Annotated in this window: 11 protein-coding genes; 4 read left to right on the top strand and 7 right to left on the bottom strand. The window is 64.2% G+C overall.

Annotated elements, in window-relative coordinates; all coding sequences use genetic code 11:
* Positions 1–2: 2 nt before the first annotated feature.
* From edd to IP79_RS12290, 3 genes are all read right to left on the bottom strand, one after another.
* Positions 3–1,817 (bottom strand): phosphogluconate dehydratase, encoded by a 1,815-nt coding sequence (edd, locus tag IP79_RS12300; protein ID WP_054119605.1) that lies wholly within the window; start codon positions 1,815–1,817, stop codon positions 3–5.
* On the bottom strand, positions 1,810–3,249 hold the full coding sequence (zwf, locus tag IP79_RS12295; RefSeq protein WP_054119604.1) for a glucose-6-phosphate dehydrogenase: 1,440 nt from the start codon (positions 3,247–3,249) through the stop codon (positions 1,810–1,812). Before zwf ends, edd begins: the two co-directional genes overlap by 8 nt.
* A gap of 75 nt (positions 3,250–3,324) precedes the next feature.
* Positions 3,325–4,614 (bottom strand): sugar MFS transporter, encoded by a 1,290-nt coding sequence (locus IP79_RS12290; RefSeq protein WP_054119603.1) that lies wholly within the window; start codon positions 4,612–4,614, stop codon positions 3,325–3,327.
* Between the two features lie 139 nt (positions 4,615–4,753).
* Here IP79_RS12290 and IP79_RS12285 point away from each other — a divergent pair, with 139 nt between their 5' ends.
* Positions 4,754–5,779 (top strand): LacI family DNA-binding transcriptional regulator, encoded by a 1,026-nt coding sequence (locus IP79_RS12285; protein ID WP_082337201.1) that lies wholly within the window; start codon positions 4,754–4,756, stop codon positions 5,777–5,779.
* A gap of 111 nt (positions 5,780–5,890) precedes the next feature.
* Here IP79_RS12285 and IP79_RS12280 read toward each other — a convergent pair whose 3' ends face one another.
* The 4 genes from IP79_RS12280 to IP79_RS12265 form a co-directional block, all read right to left on the bottom strand.
* Positions 5,891–8,656, bottom strand: a complete 2,766-nt coding sequence (locus IP79_RS12280) for a phosphoenolpyruvate carboxylase (RefSeq protein WP_054119602.1) — start codon at positions 8,654–8,656, stop codon at positions 5,891–5,893.
* Positions 8,653–9,648, bottom strand: coding sequence for a glucokinase (locus IP79_RS12275; RefSeq protein ID WP_054119601.1), 996 nt, complete (start codon positions 9,646–9,648; stop codon positions 8,653–8,655). The genes IP79_RS12280 and IP79_RS12275 overlap by 4 nt, the downstream gene beginning before the upstream one ends.
* A 94-nt stretch (positions 9,649–9,742) precedes the next feature.
* Positions 9,743–11,887 (bottom strand): S46 family peptidase, encoded by a 2,145-nt coding sequence (locus IP79_RS12270; RefSeq protein ID WP_054119600.1) that lies wholly within the window; start codon positions 11,885–11,887, stop codon positions 9,743–9,745.
* Between the two features lie 89 nt (positions 11,888–11,976).
* Positions 11,977–12,627, bottom strand: coding sequence for a DUF1826 domain-containing protein (locus IP79_RS12265; protein WP_054119599.1), 651 nt, complete (start codon positions 12,625–12,627; stop codon positions 11,977–11,979).
* A gap of 170 nt (positions 12,628–12,797) precedes the next feature.
* On the opposite strand from IP79_RS12265, the gene IP79_RS12260 reads away from it, so the two are divergent.
* From IP79_RS12260 to IP79_RS15865, 3 genes are all read left to right on the top strand, one after another.
* Positions 12,798–13,655 (top strand): hypothetical protein, encoded by an 858-nt coding sequence (locus IP79_RS12260; RefSeq protein WP_054119598.1) that lies wholly within the window; start codon positions 12,798–12,800, stop codon positions 13,653–13,655.
* Positions 13,656–14,016: 361 nt separating this feature from the next.
* A complete protein-coding gene (locus IP79_RS12255) occupies positions 14,017–15,795 on the top strand; it encodes a ShlB/FhaC/HecB family hemolysin secretion/activation protein (RefSeq protein ID WP_054119597.1) in 1,779 nt (592 codons plus the stop codon).
* Position 15,796: 1 nt separating this feature from the next.
* Positions 15,797–21,909, top strand: a 6,113-nt coding sequence (locus IP79_RS15865; RefSeq protein WP_054119596.1) for a beta strand repeat-containing protein, incomplete at its 3' end; no start/stop codon positions are given.

The raw sequence follows: 21,909 nt of genomic DNA, 5'->3' as shown, positions 1-21,909 counted from the left end.
GGTTAGATTCCTCCGGTGGAGAGCATCGCGCTTGCGCCTTGTTCGGCCCCGTCGGCGAAGCGGCGCAGCATTCCGAACAATTCGCGCCCGGTGCCCATGTCCGGATGCGGATCGGGCGCGGGATCGCGGCTTGCAAGATCGGCGGTGGTGCTGAGTTCGCCGGTGACGCCGCACAGCCTCACCACATCGCCATCGCGCAGGCGCGCCAGCGGCCCGCCACCAAGCGCCTCGGGTGTGCAATGGATCGCGGCGGGCACCTTGCCCGAAGCGCCCGACATGCGCCCGTCAGTGACCAGCGCGACCTTGAACCCGCGATCCTGCAACACGCCAAGCGGCGGGGTCAGCTTGTGCAGTTCGGGCATTCCGTTAGCACGCGGCCCCTGGAAGCGGACGACGACCACCACATCGCGGTCAAGCTCGCCCGCCGTGAAGGCAGCGGCGACGCTCGGCTGATCCTCGAACACGCGGCACGGGGCTTCGATGGTCCAACGGCTTTCTTCCACGGCGGAAGTCTTGAAGCAGGCCCGGCCAAGATTGCCTTGCAGCAGCCGCATCCCGCCATCGCGGCGGAACGGGTTGGTGATGGGGCGCAGCATGGTGTCATCGCCCGCCGCACCGACCTCGCGCCACACCAGCGCCTCATCCTCCAGCCCCGGCTCCCGCGCATAATCGCTGAAATCGCCGCGCCCCACGGTGAGAATGTCGGGGTGGGCAAGGCCTGCGCCAAGCAGTTCGCCGATCACATAGCCCATGCCGCCTGCCGCGTGGAACTGGTTCACATCGCCCGATCCATTGGGATAGACCTGCGCAATCAGCGGCACGGCGTGGGACAATTCTGACAGGTCATCCCAGTCAAAGATCACGCCTGCCGCCCGCGCCATCGCAGGCAAGTGGATCGCGTGGTTGGTCGATCCGCCGGTCGCCAGCAGGCCGACAGCAGCGTTGATGATCGCCTTTTCATCGACACACAGTCCCAGCGGGCGGTAATCATCGCCCTTGCGGCCCAGCGCCGCAACGCGGTGCACCGCTTCGCGGTCCAACGCCTGCCGCAATTGCGTGCCGGGCTGGATAAAGGCGCTGCCGGGAATGTGCAGGCCCATCATCTCCATCATCATCTGGTTCGAATTGGCCGTGCCGAAAAAGGTGCAGGTGCCGGGCGAATGGTAACTCGCCATTTCGCTCGCCAACAATTCCGTACGGTCTGCCTTGCCTTCGGCGTAAAGCTGGCGGACGCGCTGCTTTTCCTTGTTCGGAATACCTGTCGGCATCGGGCCGGATGGCACGAAGATCGCGGGCAGGTGGCCGAACCGCAATGCGCCCATCAGCAGGCCGGGCACGATCTTGTCGCAAATGCCCAGCATCAGCGCGCCGTCATACATCGCATGGCTGAGCGCCACGGCGGTGCTGAGCGCGATCACATCGCGGCTGAACAGCGACAGTTCCATGCCGACTTCGCCTTGGGTCACACCGTCGCACATGGCCGGCGTTCCGCCCGCGACCTGCGCGGTGGCGCCGAGTTCGCGGGCGTAGATCTTCAGCCGGTCGGGATAGCGGCCATAGGGCTGGTGGGCCGAAAGCATGTCGTTGTAGCTGGTGACGATGCCGATATTGGCCCCGCGTGCCGACACCAGCGCCGGCTTGTCTTCCTCCATCCCCGCGTAGGCATGAGCAAGGTTCGAGCATGATACCGCGCTGCGTTCACCCATGTTGTCGCCTTCACGGCGGATGAGATCGAGATAGGCGCTGCGGGTAGGCTGCGATCGTTCGATCACCCGCTGCGTCACCTTGTGCAGGGTATCGTTGAGGGGCTTACTCATGCCACGTTACTCCGTCGCGTTCGGCCAGCGCGATGGCCGCGCTTGGCCCCCAGCTGCCGGCGGTGTAGGTTTTGGGCGTGACGTCATCGGCCTTCCAGCCGGCGCGGATCGCGTCGATCCATTCCCACTGCGCCTCCACCTCGTCACGCCGCACGAACAGCGTCTGATCGCCTTCGACCAGATCGAGTAGCAGGCGTTCATAGGCGATCCGCCGCACCGCGCCGCTGAACACATCGGGCATGGCAATGTTGAGCGGCACCGAGCGCAGGCGAATGCCCTCGCGGTCAAGCCCCGGCACCTTGGCCATCAGGGAAAGCGTGATGTTTTCTTCAGGCTGGATGCCGATCACCAGCCGGTTGGGCTGCATGGTCGCCCCCTTGCCTTCGAAGATCGAGTGCGGGACGCAAGCGAACTGGATCACGATTTCGGTCACCCGCTTGGGCATCCGCTTGCCGGTGCGCAGGTAGAACGGCACGCCTTTCCAGCGCCAATTATCGACATGGGCCTTGATGGCGACGAAGGTTTCGGTGTCGGACGGCTTGCCCAGTTCCTCGTCGTAACCCGGCACGGCGTTGCCGCCGATCGCGCCTGCGCGGTACTGCCCGGTGACGGTCTGCGCCGGTTGCACCGGACGCAGGGCGCGCAGCACCTTGACCTTTTCATCGCGCACGGCCGTGGCATCGAAATGGGCGGGCGGCTCCATCGCCACCAATGCGAGCAGTTGCAGCATATGGTTCTGCACCATGTCGCGGATCGCACCGGCATCGTCGTAGAAGGCGACGCGGCCTTCAAGGCCCACGGTTTCGGCCACGGTGATCTGCACGTGGTCGATATGCGCCGCGTTCCACAATGGTTCGAACATGATGTTGGCAAACCGCAGCGCCAGCAGGTTCTGCACCGTCTCCTTGCCGAGATAGTGGTCGATCCGGAAAATGCGGTCTTCGGGGAAGGCCTCGGCGACCGCGTCATTGATCTCGCAGCTGGTGGCAAGATCGGTGCCGAGCGGCTTTTCGAGGCACATCCGCACATTCTCGCCCGTCAGCCCTGCCGATTGCAGCCCCTTGATAGTGGGTTCGAACAGGCTTGGCGCAGTCGAGAGGAAGATCGCAAGACCGTTCTGGGGCGTGCCGACCTTCTTGGCGAGGTCATCGTAACCTTCCAATGTGGTGGCATCCAATGTCTGGTAGCTCAGCCGGTTGAGAAACTCCGCCATCCGTCCGCGCCGGTCAGCCGGGAGATATTTCTCAAGCGCGGCGCGAGCGAAGTTGCGATATTCGCTGTCGGACATGCTGCTGCGCGCTGTGCCGATGATCTTGAGGCCGGGGGCCAGCAGGTCGTCGGCATCCAGAGCGAACAGACTGGGCAGCAGCATCCGCTGGGCAAGATCGCCCGTGGCTCCGAACAGCAGCAGGCGGTCGGCGGTAAAGCTCATGCGCAAAGGCCCTTTTGTGGCGTGCGCCCTACCTAGGCGCGCACGCCCCTACCTGCCAGCCTCGCGCATACTTATTCAAGCGGGACGGCGCGCAAAGACACCAAATCCCGCGATAATCGCATAGCACGCCGCCGGCAGCACCAGTGCAAAGGCAAGGCTGGTGGCATCGGCCAGCGCCGCATACATCGGAGGGATGATCGCCCCGCCGCAGATGGCCACGTTGATGATCCCCGAACCATCAGCCGCACGCGGGCCCAGCTTTTCGCAGGCAAGGCTGAAAATGGTCGGGAACATGATCGCGTTCATCAGGCCGACCGCCAGCAGCGAATAGCCTGCCACCACTCCGGTTGAATTGGCCGAGATCGCGATCAGCGTGATGGCTCCGGCAGCAACGGTTGCCAAAGTCAGGCCGGGGCTGACCATGCGCAGCACGGCCGATCCGATGAACCGCCCCACCAATGCGCCGCCCCAGTAAAGCGAGATCAGCTTGCCCGCGTCCTGTTCGGGCAGGTTCAGCACTTCGGCCTGCATCAGGTAGTTGACGATGAAGCTGCCGATCGCGACTTCCGCGCCGACATAGAGGAAAATACACGCCGCGCCGTAGCCGAAGCGGGGACGCTTCAGCAGCGCGAGTCCATCAACCAGACTGGTGCGTTCGTGCTTTTCGCCCTTCAGCCGGTTGCGGAACATCCAGACGACGCCCGCCACCACGGCCAAAGCCGCCGCCAGACCGAGATAGCCGTTCACGATCGCCTGACTTTCCGCAGTGCGATAGGCCGCCAGTTCCGAGCCCGAAAGCTCGGCAGCGGTAACAGTGGCAAGGCTGCCCAGGATCAGGATCGCGCCGAAATAGGGGAAGATTGTGGTGCCAAGCGAGTTGAACGCCTGCGCAAAGGTCAACCGGCTGTGGGTGGTGCTTGGCGGCCCGAGCACGCTGATCAGCGGGTTGGCAACAATCTGCACCAGCACCACGCCGGTCGCGAGGACGAAATAGGCGAACAGGAACATCGGAAAAACAGCCGTCTGGCTCGCCGGAATAAACAGCAGGCAACCCGCCATCATCGTCACAAGACCGGCCACCGCGCCGCGCATATAGCCCAGCTTCTTGACCAGCATCGCGCCCGGAATGCCGACCACCGCATAGGCGATGAAGAACCAGAATTGCACCAGGCTGGCCTCGAAAAAGCTGAGCGTAAACAGCTCTTTCAGCTTGGGAATAATCACATCATTCAGGCTGGTGATCCCGCCGAAGATGAAGAACAGCGCGAAAACGAAGTAGTTCAGCCCCGGCGCATCGACCTGCGGCGTTTCGCCTGCGTCCTGCCCGTACCCCACTGCCGTGCTTTTGCCCGGTGCCAATGCCATTGTCGCCTCTCCCATTGCGAACGTTCTCAATCCGCTCGCTTCGATAGAATTGCAAGAGCCTCGCCCACAAATCCAGTGCGAATAGCAATGCAGTGGCAGCTTGCGCGGTTGTGCTATCCCGCCCTAGAAGCACAGCACCATGAGCGGGGGATCGAAAAGACGGCCGACATCGTTCGATGTGGCGGAGCGGGCCGGCGTCAGCCAGCCGACGGTCAGCCGCGCCTTGTCAGGATCGCCCGCCATTGCCGAGGCCACGCGGCGCAAGGTGATCGAGGCGGCAGAAGCGCTCGGTTACTTCGTCGATGAACGCGCCGCGCGGCTGCGCCGGGGATCGACCGGAACGCTGGCGGTGGTGGTGATCTGCCGCGAAGGTGACAGCGCGGCCACGATCAACCCCTTTGCCTATGCGCTGCTGGGCAGCGTGTGCGTTGCGGCATCGGAACGCGGGTTTGAAACGCTGGTGAGCTTTCAGGCTGCGCCGGAAGCCTTCTTCGGCCACTATCAGGAACAGGGCCGCGCCGATGGGTTGGTGGTGATCGGCACCACCACCAATCAGGCGGCATGGGATTACTTCCGCGCGCTGGATAGCGACGGGCGACAGGTGGCCTATTGGGGATCACCGTTTGACGAGCTGGACTGGGTGCGATCGGATAACCGCGCTGCGGGGCGGTTGGCGGTCGAACACCTGCTGGCTGCCGGATATCGCCGCCCGTGCTTTCTCGGCGCGCTGAATACGCCGCAGGTGCAGTTTACCGAACGTTATGAAGGCTATGCCGAGGCCATGCGCGCTGCCGGACTGGAGCCCTGCCTCGCCCCCACCGTCAACGCTGCCTCCCGCGAGGAAGAAGGCCGCCGTGCCGCCCGCCGCCTGATCGAGCGGGGCGATGATATCGATGCGGTGTTCGCCGCTTGCGACGCCATGGCGCTGGGCGCGATGGAAGCCTTTGCCGCAGCCGACTTGTCCGTCCCTGCCGACATGGGCGTGATGGGGTTCGACGATCTGCTGGCGGGCCGTTTCAGCCGTCCCGCGTTGACCACGATTGCCCCCGATCCCGCCGAAGCGGGCGCCGCGCTGGTCGAAGCGGTGCTGGATGCCGATGGCGCCAAAGCCCGCAGCCGGGTGCCGGTCTCGCTGATCGCAAGGGGCAGCACGGCGCGTTTCTGAGCTACGCTAGACGCCGCTTAGGCCCCGCTAGACCCCCGCTAGACCCCTCTTAGACCCATTTCCCGCGGCAATTCGGCGATGTTTCACGTGAAACATTGGTGGCTCAGCCTGTCACCCGTGCGCCCCGAATTCGTTGGCAATCGCGGTGGTGATCCTCAGCGACAGCGCATGGGCGCGGGCGATGGGCGTAAGGCAGTCCCGCTCGATCGCGCCGTAACCTTCCTCGCCGCCATCGGGGTAGTCGCTCGGCTCATCCAGCGGAAAATCGCGCGGCCCCGGCACCCGCACCGGGAAGGCGCGCCGCAACTGCGCCAGCGCCTCTTCCACCCGCAAGGTCAGCACCATTTCGATCACGTCACCCCGGCTGATATCATTGGCGCGGCTGAAAGCGGGAACCGACACGACCTTCAGGAACATATGCTGGAGCAATGCCAACCGCAGCGCCTGCAACACCCCGATGCGGCGGCGCACGTGTTCGCGATCCGGGTCTGGCGTGTCATCGGCGATCAGATCGGTCAAGCGGTGGAGCTTCAAGGCATCGATCCGCAGGCGGGAGGCCAAGCGGCGGAACACGCCGGTGCGATCATCACCCACCAGATATTCCGCCAAAGCCGCACAGGCGCCCGCCAGATGATCCTCGGTGCCGCGATAGGTGCGGCTGGCCCAATAGGCGGAATTGAACAGCTCGCCATAAGCCGCCACGGTCTTGATACTGGCCAGCGCGTTGGCGGCATTCAGCAGGCGGAGGATCTGCCGACCGCGTGGCGACTCGACCAGCAAGGCAGCAATTTCCTCGCGGTTGCTATCGGCCGCGCTGCCGATTCCGGCGATGACATTGACGGGGTAGCCAAGCTGCTGGAGGATCGCATTGTGCGGGATCGCGCGGATCTGGCGCAGGCTCATCTCGCGGTCGGCGTTGATGTCGGACTGGCGGCGCGACACGCGGCTGCCGGTGGAGTTCAGCAGGCCGAGGCCGAAGGCAGTCACCGCCCGCGCATAGGTGCGGCTGGCCAGATGATCGCCCTGGTGTTCCTTGATCGCGCGGTAGAAATCCAGGCTGATATCGGTGCGATGATAGAACGGATCGGCCGGCGCGGCGAGATCGGCTTCGGCCGGGCGCAATTCGGCAATGCGGGTGAGGGTAGCCAGCGCCAGTTCGGGCGTGGCGAAGAACAGATAGCCATCGCCGCCCTGAAAGCTGACCTCGGGCTCCAGCCGGATGCCCGCCCGCGCAAACCGCCGCCGCGCCCAAGGGGACAGCGGCCATTCCAGGCGGTCGCGGAAGCCCGCCGGATGCGCGCCGCGACCCATGCTTTCGCCGTGAGTGTTGAAGACGAGCGCAGCCACATCGCTGAGGCCATTGGCCGCCATCGCCTCTGCCAGCCGACCTTGCAGCCGCTCGATCGCGAGGCTGGCGGGGATCTGCCCGACAAACCGCCCGGCATCGGAAAATCCGGTCTGCACCGCCACGCGCCCCCGCACCCGCGCATAGGCGCGGTAGGCGGGTTCGGCCAGCAAGGCATCGAGAAAGCGCCCGCCATGTTCCAGCGCGGTTTCCGTCTCGAACAGCGGCGAAACATCGACCTTGCCCTCCACCCCGAACAGCTTGGCGAAATAGAGCGCGGCGAGCACCGTGGCGGGCTGTTCGCATTCGGCCACCAGCATACGGATTGGCGCATCGGCATCGATGTGCTTGAGGATCTGCGCCATCGCGATGAACTGCCGGATCGCGGTGGAGCTTTCCGTGGCGAGGGCTGCAAAATTGGTGCGCAGCGGCTGCGCCTCTTCCACCATGGCGCGCAAGGTGGCGAGCGCGCTCTTGCTGGCGAGTTCGATTGTGCCACCGTCCGGCAGGCGGCGGCGGATGGCATTGTGAAGCTGCTTGGCGTTCACCCGGAAATGGATTCCGCCCATTCCCAGCCCATCGGCGCGCATTGCGGCGGCCAATGTCAGCAAGCGTGCGGCTCGATCAGGCGCGGCGGTTTGCGCCTCGTTCTCCAGCGCGGCGATCAGCGGCGCAAGCGACAGCAGGTTGTCCGGGCTGTGCGTGGTCAGCCGGTTGGCGGCTTCGGCCAAGGCTTCGCCGCCCGAAAGGTCGCCGGCAAAATCATCGGCCCGTGCCTGCGCAAAAGCGGTCGCAGGGCGCAGGGTTTCGAGCATGGGATGGGCAGCGTCGATGGCTTCAAGACTGGCGGTGTCACGCGCCAACCGCTCTGCCTTCTCGGTCAGGCGGAACCCGATCGAGGTGTGCCAGCCGATATCTGTGCGCCCGTCCATGTCGTATCCGACCCAGCTGGCAAAGCGGAACGGCAGGGGGCGAAAGCCGCGCCATTCCTGCGGCCAGCGGGTTTGCGCTTCATCCAGCAAACGGGCGACGATGGCATCGCGCGCATCCTGCGCCCGGGCCATGGCGGCCAATGCCTCGCGGTGTTCGTATACCAGCGTCACAGCGGGCCGATCGGCAGGGTCTATGCTGGCGGCATCGTCAATCGTACCGGCAGATGATGCCGCTGCCGCGACCGCCGCGGTCTGCGCGGGGGCGAGCAGGAAGGTTGGGTGGGCGGTGAACACCGCGTGCAGCTGGGGGTGTTCCCAGCGGGCGCGGAAGGCTTCGAACTCGTCATCTTCGCCTGCCAGCGGCGCGGCATCGCGGGATGGTGCAGCCAGCAGGCGGCGCAGCTTGGCCGCGCGGGTTTTCAGCCCGTCACACTCCAGCTCCGCCACCAGCGCGGTGAGATCATCCAGGCTGATTTCGCCCGCTTCCAGCGCCCGCGACAAATCGAGCGATAGCTGGAACACCGGGTTGAACAGCGGCGTTTCCCGTGTGCGCTGGTGAAGCTCGCCAAGGCGCGATTCGAGCGCGGCTATGGTCTTCATAGAGTTCCCTCATGTTCGGATGCGTAAGCCGCCGCCGCGCCGAACAGGCCGGGCTGGGGGTGGACGATCAGCTTGACCGGGATGCCCGCCATCAGGCTTTCGAACCGCCCTTTGGCCTTGAACCTTGCGGCAAAGCCCGATGCCAGCAGGCTATCGCGGATGCGGTAGCCCAGCCCGCCTGCGATAACCACGCCCGCAAAGCCGCCCTGGGCCAGGGCAAGATCGCCCGCGACCGACCCTAGCGACAGGCAAAAGCGATCAACCGCGGCAGCGGCAAGGCTGTCTTCCCCGCTGGTGCCTAGCGTCCAGATTTCGATGGCATCGCGTTCCGAGACGCTGCGATGTTCCATGGCGGCGAGCGCCTGATAGATGTCGACGATGCCGGGGCCGGCCACCACCCGCTCAACTGAAACACGATTGTGGCGACTGCGCAGCCGGGCAAGGATCGCGTCCTCGATGCTGTCCAGCGGGGCAAAGTCGATATGCCCGCCCTCGGTCGCCTGCACGCGGTATTGGCTGCCAGACCGCCACAGATGGGCCACGCCCAGCCCGGTGCCGGGGCCAAGCACGCTGATTGTGCCGTCCCGGCCCAGCGGCTCGTCCGGCCCGGCAAGGTGAAGGAACTGATCGTCATCCGCGCGTGCCACGGCATGGGCTACGGCCGCGAAATCATTGACGAGGGTGAAGCGTTCCACCCCCAGCTTTTCATTGATCAGGGCGGGGCGGATGATCCACGGATTGTTGGTGAAGCGGATGACCGGATTGGGATTGCCGGGGCTGCCGACGGGCCCGGCAATCGCCATGCTGACGGCGCGGGGCAAGGTGCCGCCGCGCAATTCGCGGAAATGCTCCCACGCGGTCTGGAAACTGGCGTGATCGGCGGTGTGGAGCGTTGCCGGATCATCGAGGATGATCGCCCCGTCGTCTGCGATACTGGCAATCGCAAACCGGGCATGGGTGCCGCCGATATCGACCACCACCACTTCGTACATCGCACTCTCCCCATTTTCTGGCGGGGAAAGCCGTAGCAGGCGGCGCGCGGGAATCCCACGCGCCGCATACTTATTCAGATTTTAGCGGCCCCGCTCACTCGGCGGCGACGCCCATTTCCTTCAGCAGACGGTCCGCCCCGTCGACCTTTTCCATGGTCCACAGCATGAAGCGGCTATCGACATGAATGGTGCGGTTGATGGCCGGATCATACATCCAGTCAGACACCACGCCTTCGATCGTGCCATCGAACGCGAGGCCGACAAACTCGCCGCGCGCATTCAGCGTCGAAGAGCCGGAATTGCCGTTGGTGATGTCCACGGTCGAGAGATAATCGACCGGCAGGGTGCCCAGTTCGGGCGCAGCATACTGGCCGTAATCCTTGGCCTTGATCAGTTCGATCATCTTGTCGGGCGCATCGAATTCGCCGCGGCCGGTGTGCTTGGTCACGATGCCTTCAGCGGTGGTGAACGGCGTCCAGATTTGCCCGTCGACGGCCTTTCCGGTCACCTTGCCATAGGTGAACCGCAGCGATCCGTTGGCGTCCGGATACATGGTCTTGCCCTGCGATGCGGCATAGGCGAGGCGCGCTTCCATCACCTTGGAACGCGCCTTCTGGACGTGGCCGGAACGCTCCTTGCCCTCGGCTTCATCGGCCATGGCTTCGTCATAGGTGGCAACGGCGAGCTGGATGAAGGGATCGCTCGATGCCTGGAACTCGAAGACCGGCTTATCCATCCATGCCAGCCGCTCGGCGGTGTCGTCTAGCGTGAGCGTGGGCGCGGAATAGAACGATGCGACGTCGCGGCCTTCCATGAAGGCATCGAAGCTTTCAATGCGCTGATCTGCGGGCAGGGTGCGGTATTCGGCAAGGCCGTCTTCCCACAGTGCCTGGTCGATTTCGGCCACATAACGGCGCTCGATCCGCTGCATCCCCTGCGTCATGAAGGCGCGGTCACGCTCCTGATAGCCGGGCTCGCGGTCCTTGTCCGGCTTGGCCTGTTCGTTGGCCCAGCGATAAAGCTGTCGCGCTGCGCCATACATCTGGCTGCGGCCCAGCATCCCGCGCTTGGCATCGGCGAGAGCTTCGGAATTGCTTTCCGCAATCAGCTTGTCGAGTTCGGTCAGTGCCGCGCCGTATTGCGCCTCGCGCTTGGGGTCGGCCTTGATCCAGTCGCGGAAACCGGCTTCCTCAGCCTGCTTCTTTTCCACGAGCGAGATGGCATCGGCCCCGGCCAGTTGGCCAGCGATTTTCTTCTCGTAATTCTCGATGCCCTGAAGCGTTGCGGCATAGGCGATGGTCGCCGCCTGATTGCCTGCCGTCAGCGCGTCGATCAGATCGCCGTATTCGGTCAGCATGTTCTGCTGATAGGGATAGAGTTCTTCGTAATAGAACCGCGCTTCCTCGGCCAGACGCAGACGCTCTGTGGTGCCGGGGAAGCCTGCGACCATGATGAAGTCGCCTTCCTTCACGCCGGTCTTGGCGATCGGCAGGAAGGCCTTGGGCTTGAACGGGACATTGTCCTTGCTGAAGGCCGCCGATGATCCGTCAGGGGCAACATAGGCGCGGTAGAAGGCGAAATCGCCGGTGTGGCGCGGCCACATCCAGTTGTCCTTCTCGCCGCCGAAATTGCCGACGCCCGCGGCAGGCGCATAGGCAAGCCGCACGTCCTTGATTTCAAGCTGCTGCTGCAACCAATATTGCTGCCCGCCGAAATAGGCGCGCACGTCGCAGCGGCGGTTGGCCTGCTTTTCGCACGCTTCGATCAGCGCGGTGCGATTGGCCTGCAGCCGGTCATAGCGCGCACGGCCTTCCAGTTTGTCTGCGCCCTTCAGCATCGCGGCGGAAACATCGCGCAGGTCTTCGATCACATAGACGCGGCTGCCCGGTGCGGCGGGGATTTCATCCGCCAATGTCGCGGCGAGGAAGCCATTGGTGAGGTAATCGTTCTCAGGCGAGGAATTATATTGCAGCGACCCGGCGACGCAGTGGTGGTTGGTCGCCACCAGACCTTCAGGCGAAAGAAAGGCTGCCGAACAACCGCCGAGCGATGCGATCGCGGTGAGCGGCGGGCGTTGCAGATCGCCCAGCGTGGCCGGATCGAGTTCCAGCCCGGCCTGCTTCATCGCATCGGCAATCGCGCCGGTCTGGCTTGGCAACCACATGCCTTCATCGGCCATTACCGCTGCGGGGGTCGAAAGCATCAGGGCGCTGGCCCCGGCGAGCAGGAACTTCTTCATCGACGGCATACCTCTTGCGAAAGATCAGCCGCACAGGATCGGGCGGCAATCTCAGTGGATCGCGCCCGCGCGGGCGCATGGCGCGCTTGTTAAGGCAGTTGAGCGACCGGCGAAAGGGGCGAATATGCCCTTTCGACCAATGACCGGCCTACCGGGTTAAGCACCATCAGCAAGCGCGCGCCCCTGTTCGCTGCAATTGGCGGGGAGCGGTGAATGGCAGGGCGATCGGTCGCCAGTTTGCCCTTGAACAAGCCGACATCGAACGCCGCCATGCGATTGATCTGCCGGGGCTGTTCACCACTCGCCACCCGTGCGGTGTCGCTATCATCAAGCCAGTCTGTGCCTTCGCCCGCATAGGTGGTGATCAGCCGCGCCGTGACATAATCGGCGTGGAATTTGCGGCAGGAATCAGTGCGCACAACCTCCAGCCGCAGTTCAAATCGCGCAAGATCCAGCGCCTCGCAAAACACCCGGGCAAGGATCGCGGCATCGGCGATCAGCGTTTCGTGCAGGTGTGTGCCTGCAAAGCCGTTTTCTGCAAGAGCGCCGCGCAAGGTAGCGGGCAAATTATCAAGCCCGCTTTCAAACCGCACATCCTGCGGATCGCCATGAGTCAGGGGCGTGAAATCCGCAAAGGGAGCGCGTTCCCAGATCGCAAGATTGCAATCGGGATCGCGCAAGAAAGCCAGCACCGATGGCGTGGCGGCCGACCGGGCAGAACAGGCAAGCAGGGTGGACATGGGTAGGGCGGCTCCGAAAAAAGTAACGTTGTAACATACCAAATATCGGGGTCATCGCGGTCTGGCAAGCCTCGGCATAATGAAGGTACTTGCGAGTGATTATCATCTGGGCCATGAGGCCGGAGCAACAGATGTTCGCTCTCTCACTCTCGCCAAGGAATACCCCTGCCATGAACAGCAAGATCAAGCTCTGGACCCAACTCGGACTCGGCACAGCGCTTGCTGGCGGCATGCTGTCGGCGTGTGGCGGCGAAGCGGGTGAAGGCGCCAGGACCGAAGCGGCCGCGCCCGGTGAAAGCGGCGCTGCGGCAGGCGAAGGTGAAGGCGGCGCAGGCGGTGAAGGAGAGGGCGGCGAGGCTGCCGGCGGCGAGGGCGAAGGCGGTGTTGCGGTTGGCGATGCAGCCACCGATCCGGTCGCCTACGGGATCGCACTGGCCGTGACCGAAGCCCACGTGGTCGCTGCGCGCGATGCTTATGCTGCGGGCAAGAAGGAAGCTGCCGCAGAAATGTTCGCTCACCCTGCGGCTGAAGTGCTGGTTGAGATGGACCCGGTGTTCGCCAAGCTGGGCGTCGCCGATTTCAAGCCGCTGCTGACCGAAGCCTCGGTCGCCGCATCCGAAGGCAGAAGCACCGCCGAAGTCGGCAAGGCCTATGACAGGATCATCGCTGCGCTGCGCGGTGCGGCTGGCAAGGCACCTGATAGCGGCACATCCGATGCCAAGGTCGCGCTGGGCGTGATTGCCGACCAGATCGAACGGGCCAGCGCCATGTATCGCACCATCGCCAAGGATGACCGGTACGAGCCCTATCTTGATGGCTATGGCTTTGCCAAGGTTGCCGAAAGCGCCTTTGCGGACTCCGGCGCGGCGATCAAGGCCGATAACCCCGCCGCCCACGCCCGCGTGACCGAGGCACTTGGCGTGCTGAAGCAGGCCTATCCGGCGGCCACGCGTCCGGCCAGGTTGGGGATCGAACAGGGCGCGCTGTCGGCGGCATCTTCCAAGGTGATGCTCGCCGCGGCTGGCTGATGCGCGCCAGCCCGTTTGGAAGCTCATTCGGTCAGCCTTGCCGGCTAACCGGCTAATATTTGTGCAAATGCGACAAAGTACGCTGGCAAGGGGTGAAAAACGGCCTGCGTGCTTGTGTTTGATGCGCGCCGCACTAGGCTTGCGTCCTACGAGGGGTCGTGGGTTCCGCTTCGGTCATCGCGCTCAGACGCTTTCCGAAGGGGCCAAGGGGAACAGGCAGTTTGTCCTGCAATGTCCGTAAGGGGCAGGCCGGGGCGGTGTCTTTGGGGGATGAACCTTGTCGCATGCGCTTTCCGGCCCGCTATCGGCCCAAATTCGACCCGCTTTCGCGGCAAGGCGCACATTCGCGCCTCGCGCCAGGATGCGCGCACTCGCTGGCAGTCTTGCACTGACGATTGCATTGCTTGGTGCGGGCGGGGCCGCGCAGGCCCAGCAATCACCTATCACGCCGCCCAATCGCAGCGATCTGATCCCGCCAGAACTGCGCCGCGATGATCGCGCTGTCACGCTGACAATCGACGGCGATTTCGAACGCCCGCCATGCGCGCTGGATCGCCCCGATTTCGCCGATATCCGCTTCACGGTGCAAGGCGCGCAGTTTAACGGGCTCGAGCGCGTCCCGGGCCTGTCGCTTGATGCGGCCTATGCGCAATATGTCGGGCGCGAACTCCCCGTGTCGGTGCTGTGCGATATCCGCGCAGAGGCGAACGCGGCGCTGCGCCGGCAGGGCTATCTCGCCACGGTCGAAATTCCCGAACAGAGCCTGACTGATGGCATCCCCGATTTCAACGTCGTGTTCGGTCGGCTGACAGCGGTTCGGGTGCGCGGCGATGCCGGGCCTTCGGAAAAGATCGTCGAAGGCTATCTGGAAAAGTTGACCGCGCTCGATGTGTTCAACACCAACACTGCCGAACGCTATCTGCTGCTGGCCGATGATCTGCCGGGGCTGGATGTGCGTTTGTCGCTGCGTCCGGCGGCGGGCGGTGCACCGGGCGATCTGGTGGGCGAAATCGCCGTGCTGCGCCAGCGCGGGATGATCGATTTCAATGTCCAGAACCTCGGATCGGATGCGATCGGCCGGTTAGGCGGGGTGCTGCGCGGCGAAATATATGATCTTACCGGCCTTGGCGACCGTACTTCGGTAGCCGTCTTCAGCACGCTGGATTTCATCGAACAGCAGACCGTGCAGATCGGCCATGATTTCCGCGTCGGCAGTGAAGGCCTGCGGCTGGGCGGGCAGTTCACATACAGCACCGCCAACCCCGCGACCGGGCTGACCGGCTTCAATGTCGAGGCGGAGACGATTTTCGCCAGCCTCTATGCCAGCTATCCGCTGAAGCGCACCCGCGCACATAGCATCTATGTCGATGCAGGGTTCGATTACGTCGATCAGGACGTCGATCTCAACAATATCCGCCTGACCGAAGATCGGGTGCGAATGGCTTATGTCCGGTTTGCGGGGGAGCGGATCGATCAGCAATCCGTGCTGCGCGCCGGGGGCTATTCACCGTTCGAGCCGAAGTTCCGTATGCGTTACGGGCTTGAGGCCCGGCAGGGGCTGGACGTGTTCGGGGCCAGCCCGGATTGCCGCCCCAATCTGCTCGCCTGCCTGTTCGGCGGCGCTGCGGCTCCCAGCCGGATCGAGGCTGATCCGACCCCGCTGTTGCTGCGCATGAATGCCGATGTCGAATATCGGCCCGATCCGTTGCTCACCTTTGCGCTGCAATCGCGCGGGCAAATCACCGGCGATGCGCTGCCCGCGTTCGAGGAGCTGGCAGCGGGCAGTTTTTCGATCGGGCGCGGGTATGATCCGGGCGCGGTGCTGGGCGACAGCGGATTTCTGACTGCATTCGAGCTGCGATACGGCACGCTGACGCCGGAAAGTCTGACTGCGATGGCATGGCAGCCATATCTGTTCACCGATCTGGCTGTGGTCTGGAACAGGGATCCCAGCCGCAGGCCTGCCAATCCAGACCGGCTGTGGTCGGCAGGCGGCGGCTTGCGGATGACGTGGGGGGCAGGGTTGCAGGGGGATTTTGCCGTCGCTGTGCCGCTCGAACGGCCCGATCTTGCGCTCACCAAAGGCGATGTGCGCTTCCTGTTTACGCTGACTGCCCGCCTGTTCCCGTGGAGATATTGAGATGACCCATCCCGTCCGGAACCGCACTCACCTGCTCGTCGGCTGCGGCAGCGCGGCCCTTGCGTTGGCGTTGTTGTTCGCGCCGCAGCGCGCCGAGGCGCAGGGCATTCAGGCGACTGGAAACGTGGTTTCCGGCGCGGCAGATATCAACACGGTCAACGCCACCACCACGCAGGTCAACGTGTCATCCCCCACCGCGGTGATCGACTGGACGCCGCAGCAGGACGTTAACGGCGACGCACTCGATTTCCTGCGCACCGGCGCGACAGCAATCTTTCAGGGCGACAGCACACTCCTCGATTTCGCCGTTCTGAACCGCATTTTGCCATCAGCCAACGGCAATATCGTGGTCATCGATGGCGCGGTGATTTCTCAGTTGCTCCCGCCCAGCGGCGCTCCGGCAACCGGCGGGTTGGTCGCGTTCTATTCGCCCACGGGCATCCTGATCGGCAGCAATGCCACCTTCGATGTCGGCAGCCTGCTGCTGACCACGCTGGATACCTCGCCGGCCAGTTTCGATAGCTTCGCCGCGGGCGGGTTCCTGGACCTGCAAGGGCAGCAAGGATCGACCGCGCGGATCACCATCAACCCTGGCGCGCAGATCACCGCATCGGCCGAAAACTCCTTCTTCGCGGTGGTCGCCGCCGATATCGAAATGCGCGGTACGGCGCGGATCAATGGCAGCCATGCCTATGTCGCGGGCGAGGTTGTCGGCCTCAGCTTCTCCAACGGATTGTTCAACATTACCGTGCCTGTCGGCACCGCCGCGCCGGGCGAAGTGGTAACGCTGGACGGCAATGTCGGCGGTGTCTCCAGCACGGGCGCGGGCGACAACCACATGATCTACGGCGTCGCGGTTGCGCAGAACGATCCGATCAGCATGCTGTTTCGCGGCAACCTCGGTTTCGATCCGGCACAGAGCGCCGGGATCGTCAATGGCGAGATTATCCTGTCGGCCAATCACAATGTCTTCGGCCGGTTTGTCGATGGCAGCTCAATCAGCGACGGGATCAATGCGACCTTCGACGCCAATTCGGCGCAGAGCGGTGTGCGCGCGGATATTTTCCTCGAAGATTTCTCCGCCACCAGCAGCCTGCTGGCACTGGGATCGCACCAGGTAGAGGCGACCGCAACCAACGCCGCCAGCACAGTAAGCGGCGATCTGCTGCTGGTCGGGCGCGAAAGTGCAGGAGCGATCGCCAATAATGGTCAAAGCCTTACGGTCAGCGGCGATCTGCTGGTGGATGCGCGCGATTACGGCGTGGTCAGTTCCAGCCTGCAAACGCTTGATGCGATCAACGCGGAAGGCGGCGCGGCGGTGGTGGATGCCTCGCAAGGGGCAACGATCGGCGTGGGCGGCAATGCACTGGTGACAGCCGATGCCTTTGCCGGAGCGGAAGACCTCAGCCGTATTGCGGGCACTGCCCTCGGTGGATCGGCCATGATCGGTGCGCGCGGGGGTGCAATCACAATCGATGGCGCAGCAACTGTCAGTGCGCGCGGGGTCGGCACCACGGTTTTCAATATCCAGACCGGGGCCGAAGCACGCGGCGGCGTTGCACAGGCTTTTGCCACGCTGGGCGGCACGTTGGGCATCGGGCAGAACCTGACTGTCCTTGCCGATGCGAATGCGGCGAATGGTTCACTCTTCAACCCTTCGACCACATCGGATGCCTTTGGCGGGCAGGCGCTGATCTCGGTGTTCGATGGCGGAGGCACAATTAACGTCGGCGGCCTCGCGCAGGTCGATGCCAGTGCACGCAGCGGATCGGCCAATGTGGCGGGCATCGGATCACTCGCCGATGCGGGAGAAGCTGTCGTGCTGGTCACCGGGCCGGGCGGCGTAACCGTGGCTGGCCAATTGCGGCTTGATGCCGTGGCTGCCGCCGGCGTCAATGCCGGCGGCGTCGGCGGGAATGCGCTGGGCGGACGGGCGTCGGCCAGCACACTCGGCGGCGGTATGATTGCAATTACCGGGCGGTTCGATGCCGATACGCAGGCGCTTGGCGGGGGCGGGCAGACCGGCGGCGACGCATTTGGCGGTATCGCCGGAGCCAATGCGGAGACGGGCAGCATCACCATTGGTGGGCGGGCATTTGCCGGCAGTGAGGCCGTGGGCGGCAACGCATCCTTCGGCACGGGCGGCAATGGCGGGCTGGGCCGGGGCGGTAACTCGTTCTTCCAGGCCGAAGGCACATTGACGCAGACGGCGCTGCTCACCATCGGCACCGATGCGGTTGCCCTTTCCCAAGGGGTGGGCGGCAATGGCGGCGCTGGCGACAGCATGACACCTGGCGGTCGCGGCGGGGATGGTTACGGCGGCGAGCTTTCCGTCCCCAATCAGGCCGATCCCGACTTCGGCAGCGGCGCCTTCATCCTTGCGGGCGGCGATAATGGCACAATCATCGTCAACGGCGAATTTGCCGTGGCGGTGGCAACTGGTGTTGGCGGACTGGGCGGTGACAATTCCGGCGGCGGAACCAGCGGTGATGGCGGCAATGCCTTTGGCGGGTTGGCGCAGCTTGGTCTGTCGCTGTTCGGACTCGACGGTTCGGTCGGTCTGGGGCGGGCGCAATTCGGCAATGTGCAGGCGCAGTCCGATGCTTTTGGCGGGCAAGCGGGCCAGACGCTCGATCCCGTCAATAGCGGCAATGGCGGCGATGCGACCGGTGGCGGGTCCGTGCTTACGGTTCGGGCAGGCGAAGTCACAGCCGATTTTGCCGAGTTATCGGCCCGGGCGTTTGCAGGCGAAGGCACCATCGGCGGAATTGGTCTCGGCGGTTTGGCGGGAGCGTTTGGCAGCCTGGGAGGCAGCCTGCTGCTCGACTCGATCGAACTGGTCGCCGACGGTTTTGGTGGCGGAAGCGGTACTGCGCCGGGCGCTGAGGGGCGCGGCGGAGAGGCAACCTTCGATTTTCAGGGCCTTGATGTAACGGTCAACGATAACGTCCGCGTGGAAGCAAGCGGTTATGGCGGCAGCGCTTCGATCGCTGACGGCGGCGAAGGCATCGGCGGCACAGCCAGCATCGGCGTGCTTGGCGATACGACTGGCAGTGGCACCATCACCGGAAACGCCAGCGTGATCGCCAACGGGTTCGGCGGCCCATCCGACAACGCTGCCAATGGCGTGGGCGGGGCCGGCGAGGGTGGCACCGCACTGGCGCAGGCGCAAGGCGGCGGGCTAGCACAGTTCGGATCGTTGCAAGTGACGTCCAGTGGGCGCGGCGGGGCATCGGAAAGTTCGGCATATCGCGGCGGTGATGGCTTCGGCGGTGTTGCCGAACTTAGCGCTACCGGAACCGGCAGCCGGCTGATCGTCGAGCAGAACACATCCACCGATTTCTTCGATGACATGAACCTTGGCGGTATGGTTGCGGCCATCGGCTTTGGTGGAACAACCACAGGCGGAGACGGGGTCGGCGGTCGCGGGGCCGGCGGCCAGATCGCCCTTGCTGCGCGTGAGGGCGGAAGCGTTTCTTTGCCACTTGATCCGGTCGCTGATCCCGACAGCGTCGGCGCGATCCGGCTCATCGCCCACGGGCTTGGCGGCGGCTCGAGCGTCGATGGCGGCAGGGGTGGCAATGGTTCGGCTGGCGGTGGCTTGATCGAGGTCGACGGCGGCACCATTGTCATGGGGCGTACCAATTTTTCGGTCTTTGGCGAGGGCGGCTCCAGCCTCGACACGTCGCTCAATATCGGCGGCGGTGAGGCCTTCGGCGGGAACCGGTCGATCCGTGTGCTGAATGGCGGAACATTGACGGCGGAAATTGCTGAAGGGCTGGCAGGCAGCTTCGGCGGTAACGCATCGGGGACTGGCGAGGGCGGGTCTGCCTTCACCGGGTTCAGCACGATCGATATCAACGACAGCACCTTCAACATCGTCGGCGAAATGCTTTGGGCTGACACATCCACCGGCGGCAACGGCAGGATCGGCGGCAGTGTATTCGCTTCCAGCGGGGAAGGGGTTGAAGTCGACTTCCGGGCAAGCGGTTCCACGATCAATTTTGTCGCCAACAGCGAAGGTGAAAGCAGCTATGTCGGCAGAACCGATCTTCGCGGCGGCGATGGTATCACGCAGGGCGGCAACGCGAACGATGCCCTGATCGTGATCAGTGTGGTTAACTCCACGGTGAATGAAGGCAAATTCATTGCCGAAGCTTTTACCGCCGGCGGGGATGGTACCGGCCCGGCAGGTCAAGGCGGAAATGCCCAGGCCGCGCGCATTAGCGCCGAATTTGCGAACTCCGATGTGGAATTGCTTGGGTTCAACGCATTCTCCAGTTTTGCGCGCGGCGGTGCCAGCGCGGCGGGCAGCGGCATCACGGGCGGCGTAGCCGGTAATGACGGCGAGCAGGTGCAACTGCGCTTCACCGATTCCGACGTGACGATTGCGGCAGACGCCAATTCACCCGGCGCGCTGTTGATCAGCGCGCAGGCGTTTGGCGGAGCAGGCGACCAGATCGGCAATGCGACCAGTCTTGGCGCAAGGCTTGAACTCAACCGTTCCAGCCTTTCGCTCGATCAATTGCAGCTGGAATCGCTCAGCTTCGCCAATGCCAATACGACAGGCCAGCAGGGCGGCGACGCGCTGAGCGGCGTGGCGGCGATTGCTGTCGACGGCGACCTGTTCGGCAGCTTCCCCACCTTCTCAACTCTTTCGGTTGGCACAATCGACATCACGGCGGACGCGCTGACTTCCAACGGCGGCACGGCCGGTGCGGGTGATGCGCGCCTGACCATCGGGGCTGACCGTCAGGCATTGATCACTGCCGACACCATAACCCTGAATGCCAATGCCCAGGGCGGCGCAACAGGCGCGATGGCCAATGCGGTCGGGCGCTTCGTGGTCGACATCGGCGGAGGCAGCCTCAACACTGTCGATCTGTCAGCGCGCACGCTGGGTGATACGATCACCAGCGATACGATTGCCTCGTTGCTGCGTGCCGATGGTGGCAGCATCAATGTCACCGGAATGCTGGTCGCGTTCGCGTTCAGCGATATCGAGGTTGAAACCGGCGAAGGCGGGATCATCGGCAGCGCGGTGAATTCGGCGACGACAACTGCAATCGAGATCATCTCCCAAGGGCGGATCGACATTCTGGGCGACGATGGCGGCGCAATCGGTCTGGGCGGCAACAGGATCGATCTCTTCGCGCGCGATCTCGATATTGATCCCGGCGCCCGGATCGGGGCGGAGGCGGTCGCCATCTACTCGCTCGAGCGCGATCATACCGCAATTCTCGGAGGGACCGACCAAGGGCTTGGCTTCACCCTTACCGCAGACGAGATTGCCCGCATCGCTGCCGAAGATTTCACCTTCGTCGGCAGATCGGTCATCACCAATGATCCAGACCAGCCTGAGATCATCATTCGCGACTTCACCATTTCCGGCTCGCTTTCCGGTGGTTTTTCGCGGTTCCGGGTTTTCCCGGTGGTCGAGGGGCCGGGTATCGTCAGGGTCGAGGGAACCGTCTCTTTCATCAACGCCGCGGACGGGGACGAATTCCGGATCAGCGCGGGCGAGCGTATCGAGGTGGTGACGCCGGGCGGGATCCGCATTACCAATTCCAACGGTGGACAAGGCGGGATTCTGTCGCTCATCGGGGACGACATCTGGGTCGCCGATGCCGATATGATCTCGCAATTGCAGGACAACGTGAACTTTACCGGCCGCGACGAACTGCTGGCACTCGCGGCGCAGGGCAGTGATGATCCGCTGGGCTATCTGCGCGCGCGGGGGGTCACATTCGGGGTTGGGCAGAGCCTGCTTGTGCGCAACACCGGCACCGAATTCGAACAGGGCGGGATCACGGTTGGGAATGGCGGTCTTTCGATCGCAGGCCAGAGCCAGTTCAGCCAGGGCATACCGCTCGATGTCTTCGCCTATGGCCGCCGTCAGCGCGACGACGGGACTTTCGTTGTGGGCGCGGACTTCTTCAACGAAGTGAACTTCAACCGTACCGGACAGAATCCGACCACCTATCTTGATGCCGCCGCGTTCAACGATTGCATCATCAATACCGGCGAATGCCCGCAAGCCCCGCCGCCACCGCCGCCACCGCCGCCGCCTCCGCCGCCACCGCCGCCGCCACCGCCGCCACCGCCGCCGCCGCC

Source organism: Porphyrobacter sp. AAP60, assembly GCF_001296025.1.
Taxonomy (GTDB): Bacteria; Pseudomonadota; Alphaproteobacteria; order Sphingomonadales; family Sphingomonadaceae; genus Erythrobacter.
This window is presented reverse-complemented; position numbering and strand designations above follow the sequence as displayed.

Coding starts and splice junctions, on each gene's coding strand:
- edd (WP_054119605.1), bottom strand. CDS start 1,817: ATGAGTAAGCCCCTCAACGATACCCTGCACAAGGTGACGCAGCGGGTG.
- zwf (WP_054119604.1), bottom strand. CDS start 3,249: ATGAGCTTTACCGCCGACCGCCTGCTGCTGTTCGGAGCCACGGGCGAT.
- IP79_RS12290 (WP_054119603.1), bottom strand. CDS start 4,614: ATGGCATTGGCACCGGGCAAAAGCACGGCAGTGGGGTACGGGCAGGAC.
- IP79_RS12285 (WP_082337201.1), top strand. CDS start 4,754: ATGAGCGGGGGATCGAAAAGACGGCCGACATCGTTCGATGTGGCGGAG.
- IP79_RS12280 (WP_054119602.1), bottom strand. CDS start 8,656: ATGAAGACCATAGCCGCGCTCGAATCGCGCCTTGGCGAGCTTCACCAG.
- IP79_RS12275 (WP_054119601.1), bottom strand. CDS start 9,648: ATGTACGAAGTGGTGGTGGTCGATATCGGCGGCACCCATGCCCGGTTT.
- IP79_RS12270 (WP_054119600.1), bottom strand. CDS start 11,887: ATGAAGAAGTTCCTGCTCGCCGGGGCCAGCGCCCTGATGCTTTCGACC.
- IP79_RS12265 (WP_054119599.1), bottom strand. CDS start 12,627: ATGTCCACCCTGCTTGCCTGTTCTGCCCGGTCGGCCGCCACGCCATCG.
- IP79_RS12260 (WP_054119598.1), top strand. CDS start 12,798: ATGAACAGCAAGATCAAGCTCTGGACCCAACTCGGACTCGGCACAGCG.
- IP79_RS12255 (WP_054119597.1), top strand. CDS start 14,017: ATGCGCGCACTCGCTGGCAGTCTTGCACTGACGATTGCATTGCTTGGT.